Consider the following 22,066-nt stretch of genomic DNA (forward strand, 5'->3'; position numbering starts at 1 on the left):
AGCACCCGGCGAATGCTGAAACCGTACGGCAGGCCGCCAAGACCGGACAGCCGGATTACGCTCCGGCCATCGGCCTCGCACAGATTCTTCACGCCGAACGCTTTCCGCACTCCGTCCGCACTGGTCCCGGGCGTCGTCAGAGGCCTGCCAGGGCGTTCTCCAGCACGTCCAGGCCCTCCGCGAGCAGGGCTTCGTCGATCACCAGAGGCGGCAGGAAACGCATGACGTTCCCGTACGTGCCGGTCGTGAGGACGAGCAGCCCGTCCTGATGGCAGGCCTTGGCGAGTGCGGCCGTCACCTGCGGGTCGGGCTCCTTGCCGCCGGGCTTGACGAGCTCGATGGCCAGCATCGCGCCGCGCCCCCTGACGTCCCCGATGACGTCGTACTGCCCGGCGAGCTTCTGCAGCCGCGGCTTCATGATCTCCTCGATGCGCCTGGCGCGGGCGGCCAGGTCCATCTCGCGCATCGTCTCGATGGCACCGAGGGCCGCGGCGCAGGCGACGGGGTTGCCGCCGTAGGTGCCGCCGAGGCCGCCGGAGTGCGCGGCGTCCATGATCTCCGAACGGCCGGTGACGGCGGCGAGGGGCATGCCGCCGGCGATGCCCTTCGCGGTGGTGATCAGGTCCGGGACGATGTTCTCGTCCTCGCAGGCGAACCACTGGCCGGTGCGGCAGAAGCCGGACTGGATCTCGTCCGCGACGAAGACGATCCCGTTGTCCTTCGCGAACTGCGCGATGCGCGGCAGGAAGCCCTTCGCCGGCTCGATGAAGCCGCCCTCGCCCAGCACCGGCTCGATCAGGATCGCCGCCACGTTCTCCGCGCCGACCTGCTTGCTGATCTGGTCGATCGCCTGAGCCGCGGCCTCCTCGGCGCAGTTCTCGGGTCCGGTCAGCCAGCGGTAGGGGTAGGCGACGGGAACGCGGTAGACCTCGGGCGCGAACGGGCCGAAACCGTGCTTGTACGGCATGTTCTTCGAGGTGAGCGCCATCGTCAGGTTCGTGCGGCCGTGGTAGCCGTGGTCGAAGACGACGATCGCCTGCCGGCGGGTGTACGTGCGCGCGATCTTGACGGCGTTCTCCACCGCCTCGGCACCGGAGTTGAACAGCGCGCTCTTCTTCGCGTGGTCCCCGGGCGTCAGCTTGGCGAGCTCCTCGCAGACCTCGACGTAGGGCTCGTACGGCGTCACCATCACACACGTGTGGGTGAAGGCCTCCAGCTGCGCGGTCGCGCGCCGCACGACGGCCTCGGCGCTGTTGCCCACGCCGGTCACGGCGATGCCGGAGCCGAAGTCGATGAAGGAGTTGCCGTCCACGTCCTCCAGTACGCCGCCGCCCGCCCGCTTCGCGAAGACGGGCATCACGGTCCCGATCCCGTCGGCCACGGAGGCCTGCTTGCGGGCCATCAGCTCCTGGGACTTCGGACCGGGAACGGACGTGACGACGCGGCGCTCCTGGGGGAGGGCCGGGCCACCGGTCATTTCCGTCATAGCGCTCTCTTTCGGGGCGAAGGGGCCTGCACGTCTCTCGCAGGCTAGAGGCACGGACGAGGCGGAGACATGCACCGGTGCGGAGAAGTCACGGTTTCGTGTTGGCCGCCACGGACATAGGCAGAGGGGCGGCCCTTGCCGGAGTCGTTGCTCGCCCGGAGTGGGGAGCGCCGCCGGGTGCGTCCTTCCGCGGCAGGAGCGGCGCGTTCGCCGTCCGCGCAGCGGTTTCGGCTTCCGGTCTGAGTCAACTCCCCTCGCCGGCGGCTAGATTGGTCACCGGGAGCGACAACGCAAGGGCCGGGCAAGGGTAGAGGCGGCACATGGACATGGAGTCTCCGCGCCGGAGGCAGGGTTCGGACGGTACGTACATCCCGGAAGGCGCCCCGGACGGCAATCCGGAAGCAGCGGCACATGCCGGTACCGAGGGTCCGGCGGCGGAGTCGCCGGCAGGGACGCTGCCCCGTCAGCAGCGGGCGCCGGGAAGGGGCGGAGCGCATCAGCCGCCGGTTCCCCAGCACGGTTCTGCCGGTCCGAGTTCCGGCACTCGGTCCGGGCCCCCGTCCGCAGCATCGCAGGCCGTGGCGACTCCGGGGGCGGGACCGTCGTTGGCGGACTGGCTCCGCACTCCGCGTCCCGACGCGGAGCCGGGCATCTGGCGCTTCGGGTACAGGCCGCTGCCGCCCCCCGACCCCGACCGCATCCCGGCACGCCAGCTGATCAGCGGTGCTGTGGTCTCGTTCCTCATCGGCTGGCTCATCTGGTCGCTGCTGTTCAACAACTACCTCGGCAACTACTGGATGTGGCCCCTGTACGTACTCACCCCGGACGAGTGGGTAGGGGAGGAGGAATTCGACGTCGCATCCCACGTGTACCTGGGGATCGTGATCGCCGGGCTCGCTGTCGTCTTCGGCCGGCTCGGACGCTGGCCCGAGGTGGCCCGGCGTGCGTGGGGGCGCGTGGCCCGCATCGCCGCACCCCGTCCGGGGGCTCGTGACACCACCGGGGAGGTCCGCCCCGTGCCTGCTCCGGCTCCCGAGCACGACCCGGTCGAATGGCCGGAACTGCGCGTCGCGGGCGCTGCCGAGGCCGCCGAACGGCTTGCCGGTGAGGTGCGGAGTGGTCGCATGAGCGATGTGGACCATGCCCGCATCCGGCGTGCGTGGGAGTCGGTGCGGGCGCAGCCGGGGCGTCTCGGCACCTTCGTCGACACCGTCCTCTCGCACGGCGCCGCGGCCTGCGCCCACCCGTCCGGCCAGCGGGGCCTGCCCCAGGGCCGAGCCGCCCGTCATGATCTGCGGCTCCGGCAGGTGCGCATCGGCACCGCACCCGACAGCGAGCGCAATCCGCACCCGTACCGCGGAGCCGGTGTGGCTCTCGAGCCGTCGCTGCTCGGTACGTCGGCTCTTGTCGTGGGGCCGCCCGCCTCCGGCAAGACGGAGCGGGTCGTGCGTCCGGTGACGGAGTCGCTGTGCCTGCAGGCACTCGCGGGGCAGGCCGCCGTCGTGGCGGTGACAGCCCGCGGGGCACGGCTGGCCCCCGACGAGTCGTTCGACGCGGTCGTACGCGTGGGAGACCCGGACTCCGTGCACGACCTCGACCTCTACGGAGGGACGAGCGACCCCGACGAAGCCGCCGGGATGCTCGCCGAGGCCCTTGTCGGGGACCTGGCCGCGACGCTCCCTGGTGGTGACAGCCGGCGGGCGGCGACGACGCTCGCCCAGCTCCTCGGCCCGTTCCAGGCAGCGCACGGCTGCTTCCCGGACGTGCAGCAGCTTCGCGAACTGCTCGACGGCTCTCCCTCCGCGCTGGACAGGCTGCGCGCCGCGCTGGAAGAGGTGGGCGCGGCCGCCCAGCTCCGTGAACTCGACGCCCACGGGCGGCAGTCGGGACGTCCGGACGACCCCCGCCCGCTGCTGGCCGACCGCATCGCCCTGCTGGACCGGCCGGCGTTCGCCGACTTCTTCCAGCCGGAGAGCGCGGGGGAGAAGCGCGCGGCCTCTCCCCGGCCCCTCTCGCTGCGCGCTCTGGAACATCCCCTGCGCGTCCGCATCGACCTCCCGGAACACGGCCACGCGGAGGCCTCGCGCATTCTCGCGCGGCTCGTCCTCGCGCAGTTCGTCGAGTGCGTGACCGCGCGGAGGGACCAATCCCTCTTCGCGGGGCTCGTGCTCGACGACGCGTCGCAGACCGTCACCCCGCAGTCCCTGCGCGGGCTGCAGCGCCTCCGCTCCGTGGAGGCGGGAGTGCTGCTGACCCTGCGCGGCCTGGACGACGTGCCGCAGCCCCTGCGCGGCTCGCTGCTCGGCGCGGTCGGTTGCCGGATGGTCTGCTCGGGCGTCACGCCGTGGGACGCGGAGCACTTCGCCGAGGTCTGGGGCAAGGAGTGGGTCGAGACCCGCGACGTCACCAACCGCCAGCTGGTCTCGGACGAGCCCTTCACCCGGGTCATGCACGCCGTTCGCAGGCTGGCCACGGGCAGGCACGTCACCGCCGAGTCCGTCACCGTGCGGAAGGTGCAGCGGGAGCGGTGGTCCGCGTCGGAGCTGGCGAACGATCTGCCGCCCGGACACGCTGTGTTGTCGCTGATGACGGTCGGTGGCGAGCGGACCCCGCCGATCCTCGCGAAGCTCGGGGAGTGATCCCCGGAATGACTTCGGGAATGACCGAAATGAGCCGGGCGCCTGTACGGTGAGCTTTGTTATGCCACCGACACTCGCCTCGCTCGTTCAGCACTCCGCACTGCGGCTGGCGGTGCTCACCGGGAAGGACCGGCTGGACACCTCCGTACGCTGGGCGCACGCGAGCGAACTGGCCGATCCCACGCCGTATCTGGAGGGTGGCGAACTCCTGCTCGTCACGGCGCTGAAGCTGGACGCCGAGGACGCGGACGCCATGCGGGAGTACGTGCGGCGGCTGGCCGGAAAGGGCGTCGTGGGCCTCGGATTCGCGGCCGGCGTGAACTACGAGAAGGTCCCCGACGCGCTCGTGGACGCCTGCCGCGAGGCGGACCTCCCGCTGCTCGAAGTGCCCCGGCGCACTCCTTTCATCGCGATCAGCAAGGCCGTCTCGGCGGCCATCGCCGCCGAGCAGTACCGCGCGGTCACCGCCGGCTTCGACGCGCAGCGGGAGATGACCAGGGCGGCGCTCTCGCAGGAGGGCCCTTCGGCTCTGCTGGCCAAGCTCGCCTCACAGGTGGCGGGTTGGGCCGCACTGTACGACGCCTCGGGGGCCATGGTCGCGACGGCGCCGAACTGGGCCCTGCGCCGCGCCGCGCGGTTCGTCGGCGACGCCGAGCGGCTGCGGGACAGACCCGCGCCCGCGAGCGCCGTCGTCAGCGGAGCCGAGGAGGGTGACGACCGGGTCGAGCTCCAGTCGATCGGCGGAGGACGCCGCGCGAGGGCCGTGCTGGCCGTCGGGACGGCGGCGCCGCTCGGCACGGCGGAGCGCTACGCCGTGCACTCCGCGGTCGCACTGCTGACGCTCACGATGGAGCGTTCGCGGGCCCTGCAGGAGGCCGAACAGCGGCTCGGCGCCGCGGTGATGAGGATGCTGCTCTCCGGCGAGCCGGACCACGCTCGCGCGGTGGCCGGGAATCTCTACGGCGGGCTTCTGGACGCGCCCATGCGCGTCCTGGTGGCGGAGCCCGCGTCCGCCGTGCGCGGACGCGGCAGTGCGACTGTCGCGGGCGCGGCGGGTTCGGGCTCGGGTTCCGGCGGGTCCGCCTCCGCCGGATCGGGCGGCTCCGGCGAGGGTGCGGCAGGCGGCCCGGGCGTCCGGCTGCCCGTCGTTGCCGTCACCGAGGACTCCCCGGTGCCGCTCCCCGCTCCGGACGGCGTCCCCTACGACTTGACCCGTCCTCTCGACCAGTTCGCGGATCTCGCGGAGACAGCCGCGTCCCGCAGCGGCGAGGCAGTGCTCGTCGTGCCGGACGGCAACCGCCTGGTGGTGCTCGCGTCCGACGGGGGATCGGCGTTCGCCGCCTGCGCGCAGTACGCGTCGTCTTTCGCCAAGGCTCTGGAGGCGTCCGGTGCGTGTGGCGGGCCGCATCACAACGGCGCCGCCGCGGAGGACGCACTCTTCGTCGGCGTCTCGGCGCCCGCCGGGCTCGCCGCTGCGGCGGTCGCCTTCAAGCAGGCCGACCAGGCGCTCTCGGTCGCCCGCCGGCGTGGCGCTCCGTTCGTCGAGCACGAGGACGTGGCCGCGGGGTCCGTCCTCCCCCTGCTCGCGGACGACGCTGTACGGGCCTTCGCCGACGGCTTGCTGCGCTCGCTGCGCGATCACGACGCGAACGGCAGGGGAGACCTGGTCGCTTCGCTCCGCGCCTGGCTCTCCCGGCACGGACAGTGGGACGCGGCGGCCGCCGATCTGGGCGTGCACCGGCACACCTTGCGCTACCGGATGCGCCGCGTCGAGGAGATCCTCGGCCGGTCGCTCGACGACCCGGACGTGCGCATGGAGCTGTGGCTCGCGCTGAAGGCCACGGGCTGACGCCGTACTGCCGTGCGTCCCCGACGGCGACCGCCCCCGAGGACCCCGGACCCCGGGTGACCGCCCGTCCCGCACCACGCCCGCCGCGTCGCCGCGCCCGCGCGTCCCCTCACCGTTCGCCTCGCGTTAACCCCCACGCGCCCCCGCGCCCCGGCATCGAACGCACCGGCACGGAGCAGAGGGTGCCGCCACCGTGCCCGTGCCAATACGGCGTGCGCCTCGTCCGAAGTCTGCCGCGCCGGACAAGAAGCGCCCCTTCCCCCAGCCCCTACCGTTGGGCAGGGGAGGGCAGCAGGTGCCCGTGGCGCCGGACGCCGGTCCGGCACCGTAGCTCTTCCCGTTCACGACATCCACACCCTTCCGGAAGGGCGGCCCCGCAGTGACGACAGCGACTTCCCCGCAAGCGTTCTGGCTCGCCGGCCGCAAGGCCACCGGCAGCGACACGCTCGATGTCACCTCCCCCTGGGACGGGCGGCTCGTGGGAAGCATCAGCCTTCCCACCGCCGACCAGGTCGAGGAGGCCGTGTCGGCCGCTGCCGCCGTAGCCGACGAGTTCTCCGCCACGCCCGCGCACGTACGGGCCGCCGCCCTCGATCACGTCGTGGAGCGCCTGAAGGAGCGGGCGGAGGAGATCGCCACGCTGATCTCCGCGGAGAACGGCAAGCCCATGAAGTGGGCGCGCGGAGAGGTCGGCCGGTGCGTGTCGGTCTTCCGCTGGGCCGCCGACGAGGCCCGCCGCTTCAACGGCGGGGAGGCCCAGCGTCTGGACTCCGACGCGGGCGGGGTCGGACGGCTCGCCTACACGCGGCGCTTCCCCTACGGTCCCGTGCTCGGCATCGCGCCCTTCAACTTCCCCCTCAACCTCTGCGCGCACAAGGTCGCGCCTGCGCTCGCCGTGGGAACACCGATCATCCTCAAGCCGGCACCCGCGACACCGCTGTCCGGTCTGCTGATCGGAGAGCTCCTCGCGGAGACCGATCTTCCTTCCGGTTCGTGGTCCGTGCTGCCCGTGCCGAACGACCGCATGCCGGAGCTGGTCCAGGACGAGCGGCTGCCGATCATCTCCTTCACCGGCTCCGCGCCGGTCGGCTGGTCGATCCTCGACTCGGCGCCCCGCAAGCGCGTCACGCTCGAACTCGGCGGCAACGGGGCGGCGATCGTGCTGGGCGACTTCGACTCCGAGGTCGACCTCGACTGGGCGGCGCAGCGCATCGCGACCTTCTCCAACTACCAGGGCGGGCAGTCCTGCATCTCGGTGCAGCGCGTCATCGCGGACGCCTCGGTCTACGACCGGCTGGTACCGAAGGTCGTCACGGCGGTCGAGGCCCTGCGCACCGGAGACCCGTCCGACCCCGCCACGGACGTGGGCCCGCTGGTCAGCGAGGACGCCGCGAAGCGGGTGGAGTCCTGGGTCGAGGAGGCGGTCTCGAAGGGGGCGAAGCTGCTGACGGGCGGCGAGCGCGACGGCGCCACCTATGCGCCGACCGTGCTGGAGAACGTCCCGGCGGATACGCAGCTCGGCTGCGAGGAAGCGTTCGGCCCGGTGATGTCGTTCACGAGGGTGGACGGCGAGGCGGAGGCCTTCGCGGCGGCCAACGACTCCCAGTACGGTCTCCAGGCAGGTCTGTTCACGCACGACATCCAGGCGGCGTTCCGGGCGCACCGCGCTCTGGAGATGGGCGGCGTGGTCGTCGGCGACGTGCCGTCCTACCGCGCCGACCAGATGCCCTACGGCGGCGCCAAGCAGTCCGGTGTGGGCCGCGAGGGCGTGCGCTTCGCGATGGAGGACTACACGTACGAGCGCGTGATGGTGCTGACCGGCCTGGAGCTCTGACGGCGGCACGTCCGGACGGACGGATGCGGAGAACGCGGATGCCGGCGGCGCGTGGGGGCGCCGCCGGCATCCGCCTGCCTGCGTTCCGTCCGCCGTGTTCCGTCCGCTCAGATCGCGGCGAGGTCCCCCGCGAAGACGACCATCTGATCGATGCGGCCGTCCCGCAGGTGCACCATGTCGGTGCCGGTGAGCAGCAGCCGTCCCGCCTCGTTGTGGTAGCTCCAGCTGTAGCGTGCCCACTCGCCGGGGGCGTCCACGACAGTCGTACGGGTCACGGTGCCGGGCCCTTCGGGATGGGCGCGGAGTTCGGTGATGAAGTTCTCCACGGCCTCGACGCCGACGCTGCGTCCCAGCGGGCCCCAGAAGACGATGTCGGACGTCACAGCACGAGCGAGCAGCTCCGTCACATAGGCCGGGCTCGAAGCGTTGAATGCGGCAAGGAAGAGATCTACAGCGTCTTCGCTGGGTTCGGCCTGCATCCCTCTGTCCTACCAGATGCCACACGCGGTGAAGACCCCGCAGCCGGCCCCGCGCGCGGGCGACGCGTCCCCGACAGCAGCGCGCGGGCACCGACGTCCGGCCCCGGCCGGTGGAAGGAGCGAGCAGTTGTTCGTCTTCGCGCACATCAGCGACACGCACGTCGGTCAGGACCGCGGTGACGGAGGCGCCCGCGCGCGGGAGCGCACGGAGCGGGTGCTCCGCTTCCTCGACGCCCTCCCCGGAGAGCTGGACGCGGTGATCCTCACCGGTGATGTCACCGACCACGGGACGCCCGGGGAGTACGAGGAGGCGGCGAAGCTCCTCAGCGGTTCGCGCCACGCTCCGCTGCACTGTCCCGGCAACCACGACGCGCGCGGCCCCTACCGCGCAGCTCTGCTCGGCGGAGACCCTGACGACGCATCACCGGTGGACCGGTTGCACGTGCTCCCGGGGGCGGTCTTCGCGATGTGCGACAGCAGCGTTCCGGGACGCGGAGAGGGCTACCTCGGCGACGCCACTCTCGCGTGGCTCGACGACGCTCTCGCCGGTGCGCCGAAGGACAGGCCCGCCTTCGTGTGCTTCCACCATCCGCCGCTGCCGCTGCACGGGCAGTACGTCGATCCGATCCGGCAGTACGGCGAGGAGCGCCTCGCCGCCGTCGTCGCACGCCACGCGCACGTCGCGGCGCTGCTGTGCGGGCACAGCCACACCCCTGCCGTGACCTCGTTCGCCGGGCTTCCGCTCGTCGCCGCTCCCGGCGTCGTCTCCAGCCTGCGGATGCCGTGGGAGGGCGAGGACCACGGGCCTCTCGACTACGCACTGCCGCCGATGCTCGCCTACCACGTCCTCGACGACGAGCGGCGGCTGACCACTCACTTCCGGGTGGTGCCCTGAAAGGCGAGGCGTGCGCGGTCGCGTGCGGATGCCCCGGGGGCCGGGTGCGCCGAGTCTGGTAGGCATCGGATGAATCGGGTATCTACGCAGACCGTCCAGGTGAGTCCAACCAGTCCGTAGAGACTGCATTTCGTCCAGGTCAGGGCTCCTGATTCCGCCCCCGTCCACCCAGATTGTGACACTGCTGTGAGAGCAGCGCGCACGGTCTGAGCGGACGCGGGGCGGCCCCGAGCAGGGGCGGACACCCCTGCTCGGGGCCTTGATCCGAATCCTTCGCATCAAGGAGTCAGACCCGTGTTCATCATCTCGTGGGCAGACGCCCACCCTCTCCCGGCCGCTGTCGGCGTCGTCGCGGCTGTGGCCGTGCTGGCGCTCGTCGTACGGGCGTTCCGCGCCCTCCCGTACCCGGCGCCCGCCGTCGCGGCGGCCGTGTGCACCGCGTACAGCGCGGACACCGCCTGGCGGTTCGCCGGTCATCACCTCGGCATGGTCGACACCGCCGAGCGCGCCGCCCTCTTCGCAGCCGGTGAGATCGCCCTGCTGGCAACGGCGTTGATGGCGCGTCACAACGTGCTCGCCACCGGCTCGCCGGGCGTGCCCGGCCTGCTGGTGTGGGCGATCACGGGCGTGCAGATCATCCCGGCCTTCGCGGAGTCCGGCGCTGTCGGCGGGACCGTACGGGCCTTCTTCGGGCCGGTGCTGGCTGCGCTGCTGTGGCATCTGGCCATGGGGCTGGAGATCCGGCACAAGCGCCCTGGGGCCGTCTCCGGCGCTCTCCTGGCCGTCGTGGGCCGGGAGTTGCGGGAACGGCTCCTCTCGCGCCTGGGGCTCGCTCAGCGCGGCCGTGACGCCGCCCAGTTGACCCGGGACCGGGCCACGGCGACCGCCGTGCGTCTCGCCTCCCGCCCGAACTTGCGCGGCTGGGGCAAGCGTCGTCTCGCGTCGGCCGTGGCCCGCGCGAAGGTCGGCACCGACGAGAACCAGAAGGCCGAGCTGCTGGCGCTGCTGCGCGCCCGCCGGGGCGCCGCGCTGCTGTCCTCCGTGGACGTGGGCGACCCCTGGGCCGCCCCCGCTCCGGCACATGTACCCGCCCTTCCCGAGTACACCGAGTACACCCCTTCCGCCGCCGGGTACACCGTGCCCTTCGCAGCCTTCCCGCCGCCGCCCGAAGACGACGACGGCCCGGACCCACTGACCGAGAAGGTACGGGCCGAGTACGCCGACCTGATCGACGCTGGCGGCCGTCCGAGCATCCGGCAGATCCGGGCCTTCGGCGTGGGCCAGCCCCGCGCGGAGCGCATCCAGGCCGAGCTGGAGCCGACGGCGGAGGTGATCCCGTGGAGCCGCTGAACCAGCCTCGCCAGATCGGCATCACGGAGGACGGGCGCCCGATCTACGCATGGCCGTCCACGCAGGTCGCCCCGGCCCCGCAGGCGCCCGTACAGCGCTCCGGAGGGGGCGCCGGGAAGTGGCTGGCCATCGGTATGGGCGGCAGTGCCCTGCTGATTGCTGTTGCCGTCTCTGCGGTCGCGGTAGCGGTCTCAGTTGTTGCCGTGACCGTCTGTCTCGTCGTCCTGCGGGGCGTCGTCCGCGACTTCCAGAAGGGAGGGCGCTGACATGACCGAGACCCTGAACGGAACGCCGCGTGTAAACGCCCCGGGTACGCCCGTGCCCGCCGTACCCGCACCGCCGGGTACACCCCGGCCGGTGTCGCTGGAGAAGGCGCCCACGGAGGTCCCTGCGCCCGCTGCTGTACCCGCCCCGGAGAAGGCCACGGGTACGCGTACCCGGGCCGCTTTCCGGGTCGCCGTACGGCACGGCTCGTACGTCCTCGGGGGCACGCGGATCACCACCCGGCGGGCGTGGGACGGGCGCACCACGGCCCGCTACGAGCGCATGATGCGCGCGGCGGAGGCCGCCGGGAACACCGAGCTGCTTCAGGCGTGGGAGCAGCGGGCGGCGGTCTTCCGCGCCGCCCGGCACACGCGCCGCATGGAGCTGCTGCGGGCGCCCGAACGCCTCGCGCGCGCCGCCGTGTTCGGCACGGTCCTGACCGGCGGCGGGCTGATCGGGCTGGGGGTCGCGCTGGCCGTCGCGACCGAGGACCCGTCCATGGTGCTCGCGCCGACCATGGCCACGGTCGAGATGATCCGCTGGATCTTCTTCATCGCGTCCGTGGTGTGGGGGCCGCTGCTGATCGCGGCGCCGCTGCTCGGGCTGCTGGCGCTGTGGAACACCGGCCGTCAGCAGCGCACCGCCCCGCAGTGGGCGCTGCCCGCCCAGCAGCGCGACGATGGCGCCCCGATCACGCCGTCCGTGGTGGTAACCGCCCTGCGTGACCTGGGCATTGCCGCCCTGCGCGGCGCCATCAAGGACATGAACGACGCGGGCGCCGGGATGCTCTCGCCCATCACCATCGCCGGGTGCGGCGTGGAGGTGGACGTGACCTTGCCGTCCGGGGTGTCCACGGAGGAGATCCAGAAGCGGCGGCGGAAGCTCGCGGAGAACCTGCACCGCCACGAGCACGAGGTGTTCGTGACGATCCCGCAGGCCGCGCGCACGGTGCGGCTGTGGATCGCCGACTCGGGCGCCCTGGACGAGCCGATCGGGCCGTCTCCGCTGGCCACAGACGAGACGCTGACGGCCAACTACCGCACCGGCAGGGCTCCGTGGGGCCTGGACCTGCGCGGTGACCTCGCGGCGCTCTCCCTGTTCCAGCGCCACCTGCTGATCACCGGCCTCTCCAACCAGGGCAAGACCGCGAGCCTCCGCGCCCTGGCGCTGTGGCTGGCGCTCGACCCCTCGGTGGAGTTCCGCATTGCCGACCTGAAGGGCGTCGGCGACTGGGGCATGTTCGCCGACCTGGCCTCGGTGCTGATCGAAGGCCCGACGGACGGCCACGTCATCGACGCCACGGCGATGCTGGAAGAGGGCGTGCGCGAGATGGAGCGCCGTCTTCTCGCCCCGGCCGGGACGACGTTCACGCCGCTGGTCCTGATCGTGGACGAAGCCCAGGTAGCGTTCATGTGCCCGGAGAAGGACCCGGCGGGCAACTACTACGGCGGGACGAAGGCAACGAGCCGGTACTTCCGGGCCGTTCGGAAGATCCAGAACCAGGGCCGGGCCGTGGACGTGCTGCTGTGGCAGGGCACGCAGGACCCGACGAACGAGAACCTGCCCAAGCTCGTCCGCGAGGGCGCGCACATCCGCGCGTCCCTCGTGGTCGGCACGGAGGAGCAGGCCGTGATGGCGCTCGGGGCGAAGGCCGTCAACGGCGGCGCCGCCCCGCACAAGCTCCGCCAGGGGCTCGACAAGGGAACGGTGGTGGTGGCCGGGGACGGCGTGAAGCTCGCCCCGGGTCAGTCGTCCATCACCATCCGGACGCACTTCATCGACATCGACCCGGCGGAGGAGATCGCGGAGCGGGCGCGCTCCCTGCGCGGCGCGGCACCGGCCGAGCCGGAAGCCGTCGAAGTCCCGGACCCGCTGGGGGACATCGCGGCCGTCCTCGGCAGCGAGCCGCGCATGCGCACGCAGGAGGTCTTGCAGCGCCTCGCGCAGCGCGACCCGGAGCAGTACCGGGGGTGGACCTTCGCCAACCTGACGGCCGTCCTGGAGGGCGCGGACGCACCGCCGAAGAAGACCGACGGCGGGCGCATGTACGTCATCCGCGCCGCCGTTCTCGAAGCACTCGCGGACCAGTGAGCAGGGAGGCGCACGGGGGCGGGGGAGAGACGCCCTGGAGCCCGTTTCCGAACACTCCGGCAGCCGCCTCCCTTGCCTCCCTGCCTCCCTGATCCCGGTGTTTCCGCAGATCAAGGACGACGCGAAGGCCAGGGAGGCGAGAAGGGAGAACTCAACTGCCTCCCTGGCGCCTCCCTGACGGCAGAAGGCCCCTGGCATCGCGCCGGGGGCCTTCCGCACGACCCGCGCGCCACCGGCCAAGGAGACGGAGCGGGATCACTTCAAGGGTAGGGCCGTGGAAGACCCCGGCGATCCAAGACGGGGGAGCAAGGGACCGCCGGGGCCGGTCTAGTTGGGGCTCATGTCGAGTTCCTGGTGGCCGCACTCGGAGCACGTGTAAACGCGCGCGCCGGGGCCACCGACACAGGCCATGGGCTTACCGCAGTGGGTCTTCACCGGGCCGCCTTCCGCAGCGCTGCCCGGTCCTCCATGGCTTCGATCTGCTCCCGCAGGAAGTCCGAGGCGTCACGCCGCTTCGCGAGCGGACGGGCGCAGGGCAGGCACGCGTACACGCCGCCACCCGGCCCGGAGCCCTGCTCGATGACGTGGACCAGCACCACGTCCCAGGAAAAGCCCCCATGCCACGAGCAGTGCCCCGGACGGGCCTCTCCGGCGCTCACAGCATCGCCGCCGTCATGGCGGGATAGCTCGGGTTCAGCAGGCGCGAGAGCGCCGCGTGCAGCAACTCCCCTTCAACCCGGGAGAGCACCAGCGGTACGTCTCCCTGGTGCGTGTCGATGCTGAACAGGGACAGGGGGATACGGATCTCCCCCGTCACCTTGTCGCGGGTGACCGCCGCACCGTCCTGCGGCGAGGCGTGCCAGCGGTTGATGGCGCTCACGGCGCGCTCCTCTCGGTCGTGGAGCGCTCACCGTAGGTACCGGCAGGGGGAGGGAAGGGGGACAGAATGTCCCCCGGTCCCCCGGTGTCCCCCTTCTCAGGGCGTGGCCACGCCGACCATGCCCGCCAGTTCCGTCGCCTCGTTGCGCAGCGCCCGGGGCGCCTTCCGCCATACCTCCGCCGTGGTGCTGCGAGCCGCCGGGGTGTAGGCCACCGTCTCGGCGCCGATCTTCTGTGCCCGCTGCATCACGTACAGCGCCGCCGTGTAGTCGCCGCGCTGGACGTGCCCGCGCGCTACCTCCACCCACAGCCGCGCCCGGCGTTCCGTGGACGGCATCACGTCGGGGTCGATCTCGTCGGCCACGGACAACGCCCGGCCGGAAGCCCGCAGATCGGTCGCCACGCTCACCTCGTGGAAGTCGACGTTCGCCCGGCCGAAGACCGTGGAGGGGTGAACGTAGCTGGCGGGCAGGGACTTCGCGGTCTGGTGCCCCGCGTCCCAGTACCGCCACGCCTCGCCTTCCCGACCGTCCCGGGCGCTGGTGACGGCCGCGTGGAGCTGCAAGGCCCCGTACACGCCGCGCCAGTCGTCGGGGGCGCTGTCCAAGTGGGGGCGCACCAGGTCGGCAGCCTCGGTGACCACGCGCAGAGCTTCGTCGGGGTAGCTGGTCTCCCGCAGGATGTTCCCCAGGTTCCAGGCCGACGCCGCTATGGCCTCGGGGGCGTCGGCCTGCTGCGCGGCTGTGAGCGCCCTGTCCGCGACCACCCAGGCCAGCTCTGGCGGCGCCACGTACGCCGTGGCCTGCCCGGTGAGCCGGTACACGTCGGAGAGCGCCACGAGGGCGGTACGGCGCGCGTCGCCGTCCAGGACAACCGCCGCGTGCTCGGCCTCGCGGATCAACTCCGGCAGCAGCGCCCCGACTTCGGTCCTGTTCCGGCCGGAGGTATGCCACAGCCGCCACGTCTGGGCGATGCGCGCCCGGAGCGCGGACGCGTCGAGTGCGTCAGCGGTCGGCGGGGTGAAGGACCGCCGCATGACGGCCGCCCAGATCTCGGGCATGGCCGGGTGGTTGAGGCGCCCGAGCGGGACCGGCTGCGCCACCTCGTCCGCCTCGCCGGTGATGGTGCTCAGGTCGGTGACCTGGAGCGCGGCGGCGAGACGCAACAGGAGCGTGTGGGACCGCAGTTCGCGATCCCCGTTCTCGATCTTCTTCAGCCAGTCCGGGCCGCGCCCGCAGAGCCCGGCGAGTACGGGGCGGGAGAGGCCCCGGGACTCACGGAGGATGCGGATGCGCTCGCCCGTGCTGAGGGAGTCGGGAAGGTCGGGCATGCTGGCCCCCTGATGGCTCGGTAGTAGCTCTGACGCTACGCCCCGACCCGCTTCCCTGGATAGCAGCATGGTCCTGTGGTACGGGTGCCCGGCTCGCCCCCGGAAGCGCTGAAGCGTCCAGGGGCGAGGGCGTGTCAGCGGCTCCCCACGGTCTCTTCGATGACGCTGGCCATGGTGGCTTCCGCGCGGCCGTCGATGTAGGCCGGGAACTGCTGGCCCTCCACGGTGAGCGTCACCGGGCCGGTCAGCTCCAGCGTGCCCCGCATGAGACCGCCGCCGCGCCCGGCCGCCGCGTTCAGCATCCGCTGCGTGTCCTGCGCGTTGAAGACGCGGTCCCCGCCGCTGGACGCCACCAGCTCCGGCCCGGCCTCGCCGACGATCGAGAGGCCCGGCGCCATGATGCCGCCGCGCTGGTACCCGCCGGGGCGGGCCATCCGCGCCGCCCAGCCGGAGCCGTAGCGCGAGCGCGCGTACCGCACGGCCGCGTAGATGTTGGCGTACGGGTCGAGCTGGCCCTTGGACTTGTACTTGCCCGCGTAGGCGTTGAACGTGGTCCTGATGACCTGGAGCAGACCCTTGGAGGGGTTGCCGTTCCGGGCGTTGATGTCCCAGTTGTTGACGGCGTTCGGGTTGCCGCCGGACTCCTTCTGGATCGCCTTCAGCACGTTGCTGAGGTTGGAGGAGCTGTAAACGCCCAGCTCCCGCAGAACCGCGCTGACGGTCTCGGACCAGCGCCCGGCTCCGCCGCCGGTGCCGATGGACGGCTTGTAGCCCCACTCGCTGCTGAAGAGCCCTGACTTGGTGCCGCGCGCGCCCTTGCCGACGATGACGCCCCGGCCGCCGCGCGATTCGACGTTCGTGCCCGCCAGGGTGCCCGCCGTGTGGCCGACGCCCGCGTTGGTGATGCCGACCGTGAAGGGAGCCTTCAGGTTGCGCTTCCAGCCCTTCGGGCCGGGCGGGAAGGCGCCGGTCGCCCACCGGCGGTTGTACGGGCTCTTGCCGTCGATGACGTTCTGGATCGCGCTCATGAAGCCGGAGCAGTCGTACCCCTTCGGCCCCACGCCTCCCCAGATGTACGGCTTGCCCTCCTGGCTCTTGGCCCACGCGAGGGCCTTCGCGACGTTGGCCCCTCCGGCGCCGTAGGTGGCGTCGTCCTTGCTGATCCAGTCCATCAGCATGTCGATAGGCGTGGTCGCGGTCCCGGCCGCGAGATCCTGCCACGGCGGGCTGCCAGGGATGACCGCGTTGATGCCGGTCTTCACCCCGGCCTTGATCCCCTTCAGGATCGGGAAGGCGACCTGCCCGAGCGCGCCCCGGGTGGCGTCGGCCAGGAAGTCCCAGCCCTTCTTCACCCAGCCGCCGATGCTCTTGGCGCCGCCTGCGAGCGCGGAGCCGATGCCCTGCGTCTTGTCGCCCAGCCAGTCGATCGCGCCGCCGATCGCGCCGCCGAGGTCGTAGCGGGTGCCGATGCCGGAGCCCTTGGTGAAGTCGGCGCCGGGCGCCGTCGTCCCGGCCATGGAGACGTTGCCCTGTCCGGGCGCGAGCCGCGCGCGGCCTGTGCTGGAGAAGGCCGCCCGCATGGCCGCCATGGCGCCGTGGCCGCCCGCGTTGCGGACCTCTTCGGCGGTCCAGATGTGCTCGCCGGGCATCGCCCGTACGGACACCGAGTCGAGCCCGGCCATGCCGCCGGTGATCTGGCCACCCTGCGCGTACTTGATCTCCTTGGCGGTGCCGAGCCGCATCTTCTTCAGGCCCACCGCGTCGGCGATCTTGTTCCAGACCTTGACGACGCCGCCGTTGTAGACCTCGCGGATCACGAAGTTGATCGGGACGGCGGCGATCTTCTTGATCGCCTTCCAGGTCTTCGAGATCCCGTCGACCATCTTGTCCCAGGTCTTGACCATGGCGTTCTTCAGCGCCGTGGTCCCGTCCTTGATCTTGTCCCAGAAGGGCGAGATCCCCTTGTCCCAGAGCCACTTCGCCCACTTGCCGACGGTCTTGAAGCCGTCGGTGATCCAGCCGACCGGGGGCTTGATCCCCTTGTTCCAGAGCCACTTCGCTCCGTCGGCGATCCAGTTGAACGCGGGCTTCAGGGCGTTGGACCAGAGCCACTTGCCCCACCGGCCGATGGTCTTCAGGCCGTTCACGAAGTGGTTGAAGACGATCTTGACCCCGGCCCAGAGCAGCTTCGCGCCGAGCTTGATCCCGTTCCAGGCTGGCTTCAGCGCGTTGTCCCAGAGCCACTTCCCCCAGCGGCCGACCATCTTCAGGCCGCCGACGATGAAGTTGAAGGCTGGGCGCAGGGCGTTGGCCCACAGCCACTTCCCGGCCGCCGCGATGCCGTTGAAGGCGGGCTTGAAGGCGAAGGTCCACAGGGCCATGACGCCGAGCCGGAGGAGTTTAAACGCCAGGTACAGCGGGGTGAAGAGGATCGTCCCGAGGATCACCACGAGCAGGCGCGCGCCGGTCCAGATGAAGCTGAAGGCGGGCTTGATCGCGTTCTTCCACAGCCACATGGCCGCATCCCCGACGGCCTTCAGCCCGATCTTGATGCCGTTGAAGGCAGGCTTCAGCGCGTTGTTCCACACCCACAGCGCGGCCGTCTTGATGCCGTCCCAGGCGAACTTCCAGGCGGTCTGGAACCAGGTGGTCTTCGTCGCGATCAGGTAGATGGCCGCGCCGACGGCGACGATCCCGGCGACGATCCACGTGATCGGGCTGGACCAGATGGCCAGATTCAGCACCCGCTGAGCGATGGCCCACGCCCGGGTCGCCCCGGTGGCGATGGCCTGCCCGGCGGCCCAGGCGGCGGTAACGGCCGTCGTGACCGCCATGACGGTCTTGAGGACCGTGAAGGCGATGATCAGGCCCTGGAGCACCGGCACCGGCGTGGCCGCGATGATCTTCAGGAACGTCGTCGTGAGCCCGAGCCCGAGGGGGCCAAGTCCCTCCAGCGCCGCAAAGAGCTGCTTCGCAGCCGCGCCCAGCGCGCGGAAGAACTCCTTCACCTGCGGGGCGTTGGCGCGGACGTACTTCAGGAAGCGCTGGAACCCGCCCTCGTTGGACCACTGGGCGAGGTCACCCGTCATGCGGCGGATGGCGTCCGACATGCCCCGGGCGTCCGGCGCGAACGCGCGGAAGAGGTTCCCGAGGACGGTCGCCACGTTCGCGCCTGCGAGGCGCAGATTGTGGAAGACCGGGACGCCGGTGGTGACCAAGAAGTCCACCATCCGCTTCAGGCCGCCGTCGTTGACCCAGCCCTTGAAGGTCCCGGCCAGCTCCTGCATCTCGGGGGCGAGCGCGTTCACGACGGGGCGCAGCTTGGGCAGCGCGTCCGTGATGCCTTCGATGGCCGTCTTCGCCACCCCGAGCGTCTTCGGCTCGGTGGCCTTGATGAAGTCCGCCCAGGCCGATTTCATGCCGGAGAGCGCGGTGTTGAAGCGCCGCTGGGCGGGAGTGAAGGCTTCCTGGGCTGCGTTGACTTCCTTCTGCGCCTCTTCGACCTTCTTGAGCTGGAGGGCATACGCGTCGGTGCCGGGCTTCAGCCGGTCGAGCGCGGCGCGCTGCGTGTCGAGGTTGGCCTTCGCCTTCTCCAGCGACTTGTTGAGGTCGGTGACGTTCTTGATCGCGCCCATCGTCGCGATCCCGAAGATCCCGACGGCGCCACCACCGGCCACGGCCATAGTCGTCAGGGCCGCGCCCGCGCTGAGCGCAGCAGCGCCCAGCGGGATCAGTGCAGCAGCCACCAGCGGCGTGATCGCGCCCCGGAGGCTCCCCAGCGTTGCCCCCGCTCCTGCGGCGGCCCCTCCGAGCGCCCCCAGGCGGACGTTCGTGGTGGTGGTCTGGCCGTCCAGCAGGGCGAGTTGGGCGCGGAGCGCGGCGAGCTGCGCGCGGGCGGCTCCGGTGTCCACGTCGGCCCGGATGGTGATGACCCGGCCGTCCAGGGCGTTCACGAAGCCCGTGATGCGGGACAGCTCGGAGGTGACGGCCGCGCCGCCGCTCATGCGGATGCTCAGGCTGGTGTCGCTGAGGCTGGCCATCTGCTGCCGCATGGCCTGGATCTGCGCGGTGTTGCCCGAGACGCCGATGTTGACGTTGGTCCCGCGCAGGGCGTTGATCTGCGTGCGGAGTTGGGCGAGCCCGGTACGGACTTCAGAGGCGTCCAGGCCCAGCTTCACCTTGGGGCGCTCCCGCTCGAAGCGCTCCACGTCCGCGCGGGCGTCGCGAATGCCCTCGTGGAACTGTGTGCCGTCCAGCTCCAGAGTCGCCTGGATCGAACCGGCGTCGAAGGTGGGCATGACGAGATCCCCTGACCTCAACGGAGCCCCGTCCGGCGGATTCCGGGGGGCTGCGTGATCGGTGTTGGGGATCGTCCTGGCGGGGCCTTGGGAACCTCCGCCTGCTGGGACCAATTCTACCGTGCGAATCGGCCCGTCTTGCGCCGCTCACCTGCGGCTTCGGGTGCTGCGAGCAGAGCCCGCGGCGGTACTGTTGGGCCGTAGTACCGCAGTGCTCTGGTACTTGCCGGCTCGGGCGTTTACACGGTCTCGGCCTCGGGCTTGGTCCGAATCTGCCGGATCAGCTCCGGCATGATCTGCGGCACGCGCCGCTGCTGCTCCTCCGTCAACTCCAGGGCGTCGAACGCCCGGTTGATCAGCTTGAACATGATCTCGGTCTGGGCTTCGGCCAGTTCCGCCCGCTTCGTGTCCAGGCCAAGGCGCCCCGCCCGCTCGATCATCGAGAACAGGCGGTCGCGCTCCCGGCCGTACTCCGCCACCCAGCCGTGGATACGGGCCGCGTGCGTGGTGTCGATGCCGGGGAACTCCCCGCCGTCGTGCTCGGTTTCGGACTCCTTGGACCAGACGAGCGCTTCAGCCTCGGTCTCCTGCACCCGGTCCCGCAGCCACTTCACGTGACCGGCCGCCCAGCGGATCTCGCGCTGCATGATCGACCAGATGTCCCCGGCGTCGTCCTGGGCGCCGTAGGACGCCTCCCAGTCGGCACGGGCAGCCTTCTGTTCGGCGATGGCCGCCCTGCGCTCAGCGGCGGCCACAGCGTTCGGAGAGGCACCCCCGTGGAGCTTGCAGCGGATCGCGCCCGGGGCGGGCCACCGGCGGCACGTCCCGCCGTTGCGGGTCTTCGCGCCGCACGGCTTCGACTCCAGGTAGTCGTTCACGCCCTCGCCCCCTTCAGGGTCCGCGTCCGGCGGGGCTGTGCGCCCCTGTGCGCCCTCGCGGGCGTCTCCAGTGTCTCCCGGGACCGCTCAGGGGCTCCCAGGGCTTCCAGCGGGCGCAGGGAGGCTGCACGGGCCGTCAGGGCGGCCTGTGAGGCGTCCAGTTCGCGGCTGCGTGCGTGGAGGGCGCGCAGCCTGGCCCGTGAGCGGACGGCGACGCCCGCCACGGAGGCGGCGGTGCCCGTGCTGGCCCCCGCGCAGATGGTGATCAGTTCGTGTGTCATGGCCGGTTCCTTGTCTCGGGTGGGTCGTGTCAGGCGGTGTCGCCGCCCGCTTCCTTCGTGATGGCGTCCTCGGCGTCCAGGACGGCGAGCGTCGCGGCGTTGAGGGGGTCTGCCGCCCAGTCGGCGGCCTCCCGCACGGCGGCGGGCACTTCGGTGCCGGGGGGCGCCCAGAGCGTCCACAGGCCACTGCGTACGGCGTCGGCGGCCTGCGGGTGGTCCAGGGGCATGGCGGGCACGTCGCGCCCGTCACGGCGCACGCGGGTCCGCCCGCCGACGCGATAAATTCCCGCCCCGGCCTCGCCAGGGATCAGCTCCCGGTAGTAGTGGTCCGCGCCGGGGTGCCGCTGGAACCAGTTGCGGTCCGCTGCGGCGGCCTGTTCCTGCGGCGTGCTCACCGTGCGCCCCTCTCGCGCTCGTGCTCGATGGCCTCGCCGACGCCGTGCGCGAGGCGGCGGGCGATCTCCGCCGTGGGATCGACCACACCAGCCGCCACCGGGCAGCCGGGCGAGTGCTGCACCTGGAAGGTCGTGCGGCCGAAGCCGCCGCTGCGCGCGGTCACTTCGGAGGCGCAGCTTCCACAGCGGTAGGCGGCGAGGACGGCCGGACCGATGGGCTTCGGGATCTTCCTCTTCATGATCGTTTCCTCTCCTTATGACACCTGATCAGACGGCGGTCAGGCTGTCTGTGCTGATCAGAGGCTTACAGGGCCTCTTCAGGGGCCCTGCTCTCACGGGCTCTCTCACGACGGGCCCCGAAAAGGGCCTTGTTGATCTTGAAATCAGGGGGTCAGCCGCCACAGCGCACAGCAGCCCTCCCAGGGGTCGCGCTGAGGCCGGGGCGTCATCTCGACGCGCCCGGCATCCCGCAGGCCACGCAGAGCGCGCAGCGTCCACCGCAGGTGATCCACGGCGCTCCCCTGGCCCTGGCACGGCGTCCGTTCCCACCGGATGACGGCGGAGAGGACGTGCGCGGTACACGGACGCCCCCACTGCTGAAGGGCAGCGGCAGCTTCCTCTTCGGTCGACTCGGGGTCCGGCTCTCCGGCGAGCACGGCCGCCCAGGCAGCTTCCAGACTCTCGGTCATGATCTTGCCTCTCGGTGTAAGGGTCGTTCATGGGTTCAGGGGCTTACCTCCCATCTCCATGGGGTCAGGCGGCCTCGGGGGTGGACTTGGCCCGTGCGATGATCACGCCGCCTTCTTCTTCGCCGCGTCATAGGCGGCGGCGGCTTCCGCGAGAGGCCGGAACTCGGCAGGGACTCCGAGGACGTACACGCACCGGCCGTCGCTCGGGCGCTGAGCGGTGAACGACGGCGGCCCGTCAAGACCGTTGGCGGCCCACTCGACGGCCAGGGTGTCGGGCACGACCAGCAGCCCCTCCTGGACATAGACCGCGTTCCCGGTGTCCAGCGCTTCGTCGGCCGCCTTCGTCATGGCGGCTTCGAACGCCGCATTCGGACGGCTGCTCTTGAACCAGTTCTCCCTCTTCGGCAGCTTCGGCATGATCTTGTTCTC

19 protein-coding genes are annotated in these 22,066 nt (G+C 71.5%); 7 read left to right on the plus strand and 12 right to left on the minus strand.

The genetic code is table 11. The annotated features are described in order from the left end of the window. Window positions 1–136: 136 nt before the first annotated feature. Window positions 137–1,486, minus strand: a complete 1,350-nt coding sequence (gene gabT / locus H181DRAFT_RS15545; RefSeq protein WP_045865021.1) for a 4-aminobutyrate--2-oxoglutarate transaminase — start codon at window positions 1,484–1,486, stop codon at window positions 137–139. A 320-nt stretch (window positions 1,487–1,806) separates the two neighbouring features. On the opposite strand from gabT, the gene H181DRAFT_RS15550 reads away from it, so the two are divergent. The 3 genes from H181DRAFT_RS15550 to H181DRAFT_RS15560 all read left to right on the plus strand — a co-directional run bounded on the left by H181DRAFT_RS15550 (window position 1,807) and on the right by H181DRAFT_RS15560 (window position 7,808). Beyond that, the gene (locus tag H181DRAFT_RS15550) at window positions 1,807–4,125 is read left to right on the plus strand and encodes a type IV secretory system conjugative DNA transfer family protein (RefSeq protein WP_074467883.1); all 2,319 of its coding nucleotides are present in this window, start codon (window positions 1,807–1,809) and stop codon (window positions 4,123–4,125) included. Between the two features lie 61 nt (window positions 4,126–4,186). Beyond that, window positions 4,187–5,974, plus strand: a complete 1,788-nt coding sequence (locus H181DRAFT_RS15555; protein WP_045865022.1) for a PucR family transcriptional regulator — start codon at window positions 4,187–4,189, stop codon at window positions 5,972–5,974. Window positions 5,975–6,353: 379 nt separating this feature from the next. Beyond that, window positions 6,354–7,808, plus strand: coding sequence for an aldehyde dehydrogenase family protein (locus H181DRAFT_RS15560; RefSeq protein WP_045865023.1), 1,455 nt, complete (start codon window positions 6,354–6,356; stop codon window positions 7,806–7,808). A 107-nt stretch (window positions 7,809–7,915) separates the two neighbouring features. Here the strand turns inward: H181DRAFT_RS15560 and H181DRAFT_RS15565 are convergent, their stop codons facing one another. After that, the gene (locus H181DRAFT_RS15565; RefSeq protein WP_045865024.1) at window positions 7,916–8,287 is read right to left on the minus strand and encodes a nuclear transport factor 2 family protein; all 372 of its coding nucleotides are present in this window, start codon (window positions 8,285–8,287) and stop codon (window positions 7,916–7,918) included. 127 nt (window positions 8,288–8,414) lie between these two features. Between H181DRAFT_RS15565 and H181DRAFT_RS15570 the strand changes: the two genes are divergently transcribed. The 4 genes from H181DRAFT_RS15570 (at window position 8,415) to H181DRAFT_RS15585 (ending at window position 12,887) form a co-directional block, all read left to right on the plus strand. Next, complete coding sequence (locus H181DRAFT_RS15570) at window positions 8,415–9,182, plus strand: metallophosphoesterase (RefSeq protein ID WP_045865025.1); 768 nt, start codon at window positions 8,415–8,417, stop codon at window positions 9,180–9,182. Between the two features lie 294 nt (window positions 9,183–9,476). Further along, window positions 9,477–10,532 carry a hypothetical protein gene (locus tag H181DRAFT_RS15575; RefSeq protein ID WP_052708596.1) on the plus strand — a complete coding sequence of 352 codons (1,056 nt, stop codon included), beginning with the start codon at window positions 9,477–9,479 and terminating at the stop codon, window positions 10,530–10,532. Continuing rightward, window positions 10,520–10,798, plus strand: a complete 279-nt coding sequence (locus tag H181DRAFT_RS15580) for a hypothetical protein (RefSeq protein ID WP_045865026.1) — start codon at window positions 10,520–10,522, stop codon at window positions 10,796–10,798. The genes H181DRAFT_RS15575 and H181DRAFT_RS15580 overlap by 13 nt, the downstream gene beginning before the upstream one ends. A gap of 1 nt (window position 10,799) precedes the next feature. Beyond that, on the plus strand, window positions 10,800–12,887 hold the full coding sequence (locus H181DRAFT_RS15585; protein WP_045865027.1) for a cell division protein FtsK: 2,088 nt from the start codon (window positions 10,800–10,802) through the stop codon (window positions 12,885–12,887). Window positions 12,888–13,318: 431 nt separating this feature from the next. On the opposite strand, the gene H181DRAFT_RS28470 is transcribed toward H181DRAFT_RS15585, so the two are convergent. From H181DRAFT_RS28470 to H181DRAFT_RS15630, 10 genes are all read right to left on the minus strand, one after another. Continuing rightward, on the minus strand, window positions 13,319–13,546 hold the full coding sequence (locus H181DRAFT_RS28470; protein ID WP_078895760.1) for a hypothetical protein: 228 nt from the start codon (window positions 13,544–13,546) through the stop codon (window positions 13,319–13,321). Continuing rightward, window positions 13,543–13,767: a hypothetical protein gene (locus H181DRAFT_RS15590; RefSeq protein WP_045865028.1), complete on the minus strand. Its 225-nt coding sequence runs from the start codon at window positions 13,765–13,767 to the stop codon at window positions 13,543–13,545. The genes H181DRAFT_RS28470 and H181DRAFT_RS15590 overlap by 4 nt, the downstream gene beginning before the upstream one ends. A gap of 96 nt (window positions 13,768–13,863) precedes the next feature. Further along, the gene (locus H181DRAFT_RS15595) at window positions 13,864–15,096 is read right to left on the minus strand and encodes a helix-turn-helix domain-containing protein (protein WP_045865029.1); all 1,233 of its coding nucleotides are present in this window, start codon (window positions 15,094–15,096) and stop codon (window positions 13,864–13,866) included. 134 nt (window positions 15,097–15,230) lie between these two features. Beyond that, complete coding sequence (locus H181DRAFT_RS15600) at window positions 15,231–19,394, minus strand: transglycosylase SLT domain-containing protein (RefSeq protein WP_052708597.1); 4,164 nt, start codon at window positions 19,392–19,394, stop codon at window positions 15,231–15,233. A 239-nt stretch (window positions 19,395–19,633) separates the two neighbouring features. Beyond that, window positions 19,634–20,272: an HGGxSTG domain-containing protein gene (locus H181DRAFT_RS15605; protein WP_045865030.1), complete on the minus strand. Its 639-nt coding sequence runs from the start codon at window positions 20,270–20,272 to the stop codon at window positions 19,634–19,636. Further along, window positions 20,269–20,553, minus strand: a complete 285-nt coding sequence (locus H181DRAFT_RS15610) for a hypothetical protein (protein WP_045865031.1) — start codon at window positions 20,551–20,553, stop codon at window positions 20,269–20,271. Before H181DRAFT_RS15610 ends, H181DRAFT_RS15605 begins: the two co-directional genes overlap by 4 nt. 29 nt (window positions 20,554–20,582) lie before the next feature. Continuing rightward, window positions 20,583–20,948, minus strand: a complete 366-nt coding sequence (locus tag H181DRAFT_RS15615; RefSeq protein ID WP_045865032.1) for a hypothetical protein — start codon at window positions 20,946–20,948, stop codon at window positions 20,583–20,585. Continuing rightward, window positions 20,945–21,187, minus strand: coding sequence for a hypothetical protein (locus tag H181DRAFT_RS15620; protein ID WP_045865033.1), 243 nt, complete (start codon window positions 21,185–21,187; stop codon window positions 20,945–20,947). The genes H181DRAFT_RS15615 and H181DRAFT_RS15620 overlap by 4 nt, the downstream gene beginning before the upstream one ends. Window positions 21,188–21,331: 144 nt before the next feature. Further along, window positions 21,332–21,637 carry a hypothetical protein gene (locus tag H181DRAFT_RS15625; protein ID WP_045865034.1) on the minus strand — a complete coding sequence of 102 codons (306 nt, stop codon included), beginning with the start codon at window positions 21,635–21,637 and terminating at the stop codon, window positions 21,332–21,334. Window positions 21,638–21,739: 102 nt separating this feature from the next. After that, window positions 21,740–22,054, minus strand: a complete 315-nt coding sequence (locus H181DRAFT_RS15630) for a hypothetical protein (RefSeq protein WP_045865035.1) — start codon at window positions 22,052–22,054, stop codon at window positions 21,740–21,742. Window positions 22,055–22,066: the final 12 nt, after the last annotated feature.

The organism is Streptomyces sp. WMMB 714, assembly GCF_900090125.1.
Taxonomy (GTDB): Bacteria; Actinomycetota; Actinomycetes; order Streptomycetales; family Streptomycetaceae; genus Streptomyces; species Streptomyces daqingensis.

Coding starts and splice junctions, on each gene's coding strand:
- gabT (WP_045865021.1), bottom strand. CDS start 1,486: ATGACGGAAATGACCGGTGGCCCGGCCCTCCCCCAGGAGCGCCGCGTC.
- H181DRAFT_RS15550 (WP_074467883.1), top strand. CDS start 1,807: ATGGACATGGAGTCTCCGCGCCGGAGGCAGGGTTCGGACGGTACGTAC.
- H181DRAFT_RS15555 (WP_045865022.1), top strand. CDS start 4,187: ATGCCACCGACACTCGCCTCGCTCGTTCAGCACTCCGCACTGCGGCTG.
- H181DRAFT_RS15565 (WP_045865024.1), bottom strand. CDS start 8,287: ATGCAGGCCGAACCCAGCGAAGACGCTGTAGATCTCTTCCTTGCCGCA.
- H181DRAFT_RS15585 (WP_045865027.1), top strand. CDS start 10,800: ATGACCGAGACCCTGAACGGAACGCCGCGTGTAAACGCCCCGGGTACG.
- H181DRAFT_RS15595 (WP_045865029.1), bottom strand. CDS start 15,096: ATGCCCGACCTTCCCGACTCCCTCAGCACGGGCGAGCGCATCCGCATC.
- H181DRAFT_RS15600 (WP_052708597.1), bottom strand. CDS start 19,394: ATGCCCACCTTCGACGCCGGTTCGATCCAGGCGACTCTGGAGCTGGAC.
- H181DRAFT_RS15610 (WP_045865031.1), bottom strand. CDS start 20,553: ATGACACACGAACTGATCACCATCTGCGCGGGGGCCAGCACGGGCACC.
- H181DRAFT_RS15620 (WP_045865033.1), bottom strand. CDS start 21,187: ATGAAGAGGAAGATCCCGAAGCCCATCGGTCCGGCCGTCCTCGCCGCC.
- H181DRAFT_RS15625 (WP_045865034.1), bottom strand. CDS start 21,637: ATGACCGAGAGTCTGGAAGCTGCCTGGGCGGCCGTGCTCGCCGGAGAG.
- H181DRAFT_RS15630 (WP_045865035.1), bottom strand. CDS start 22,054: ATGCCGAAGCTGCCGAAGAGGGAGAACTGGTTCAAGAGCAGCCGTCCG.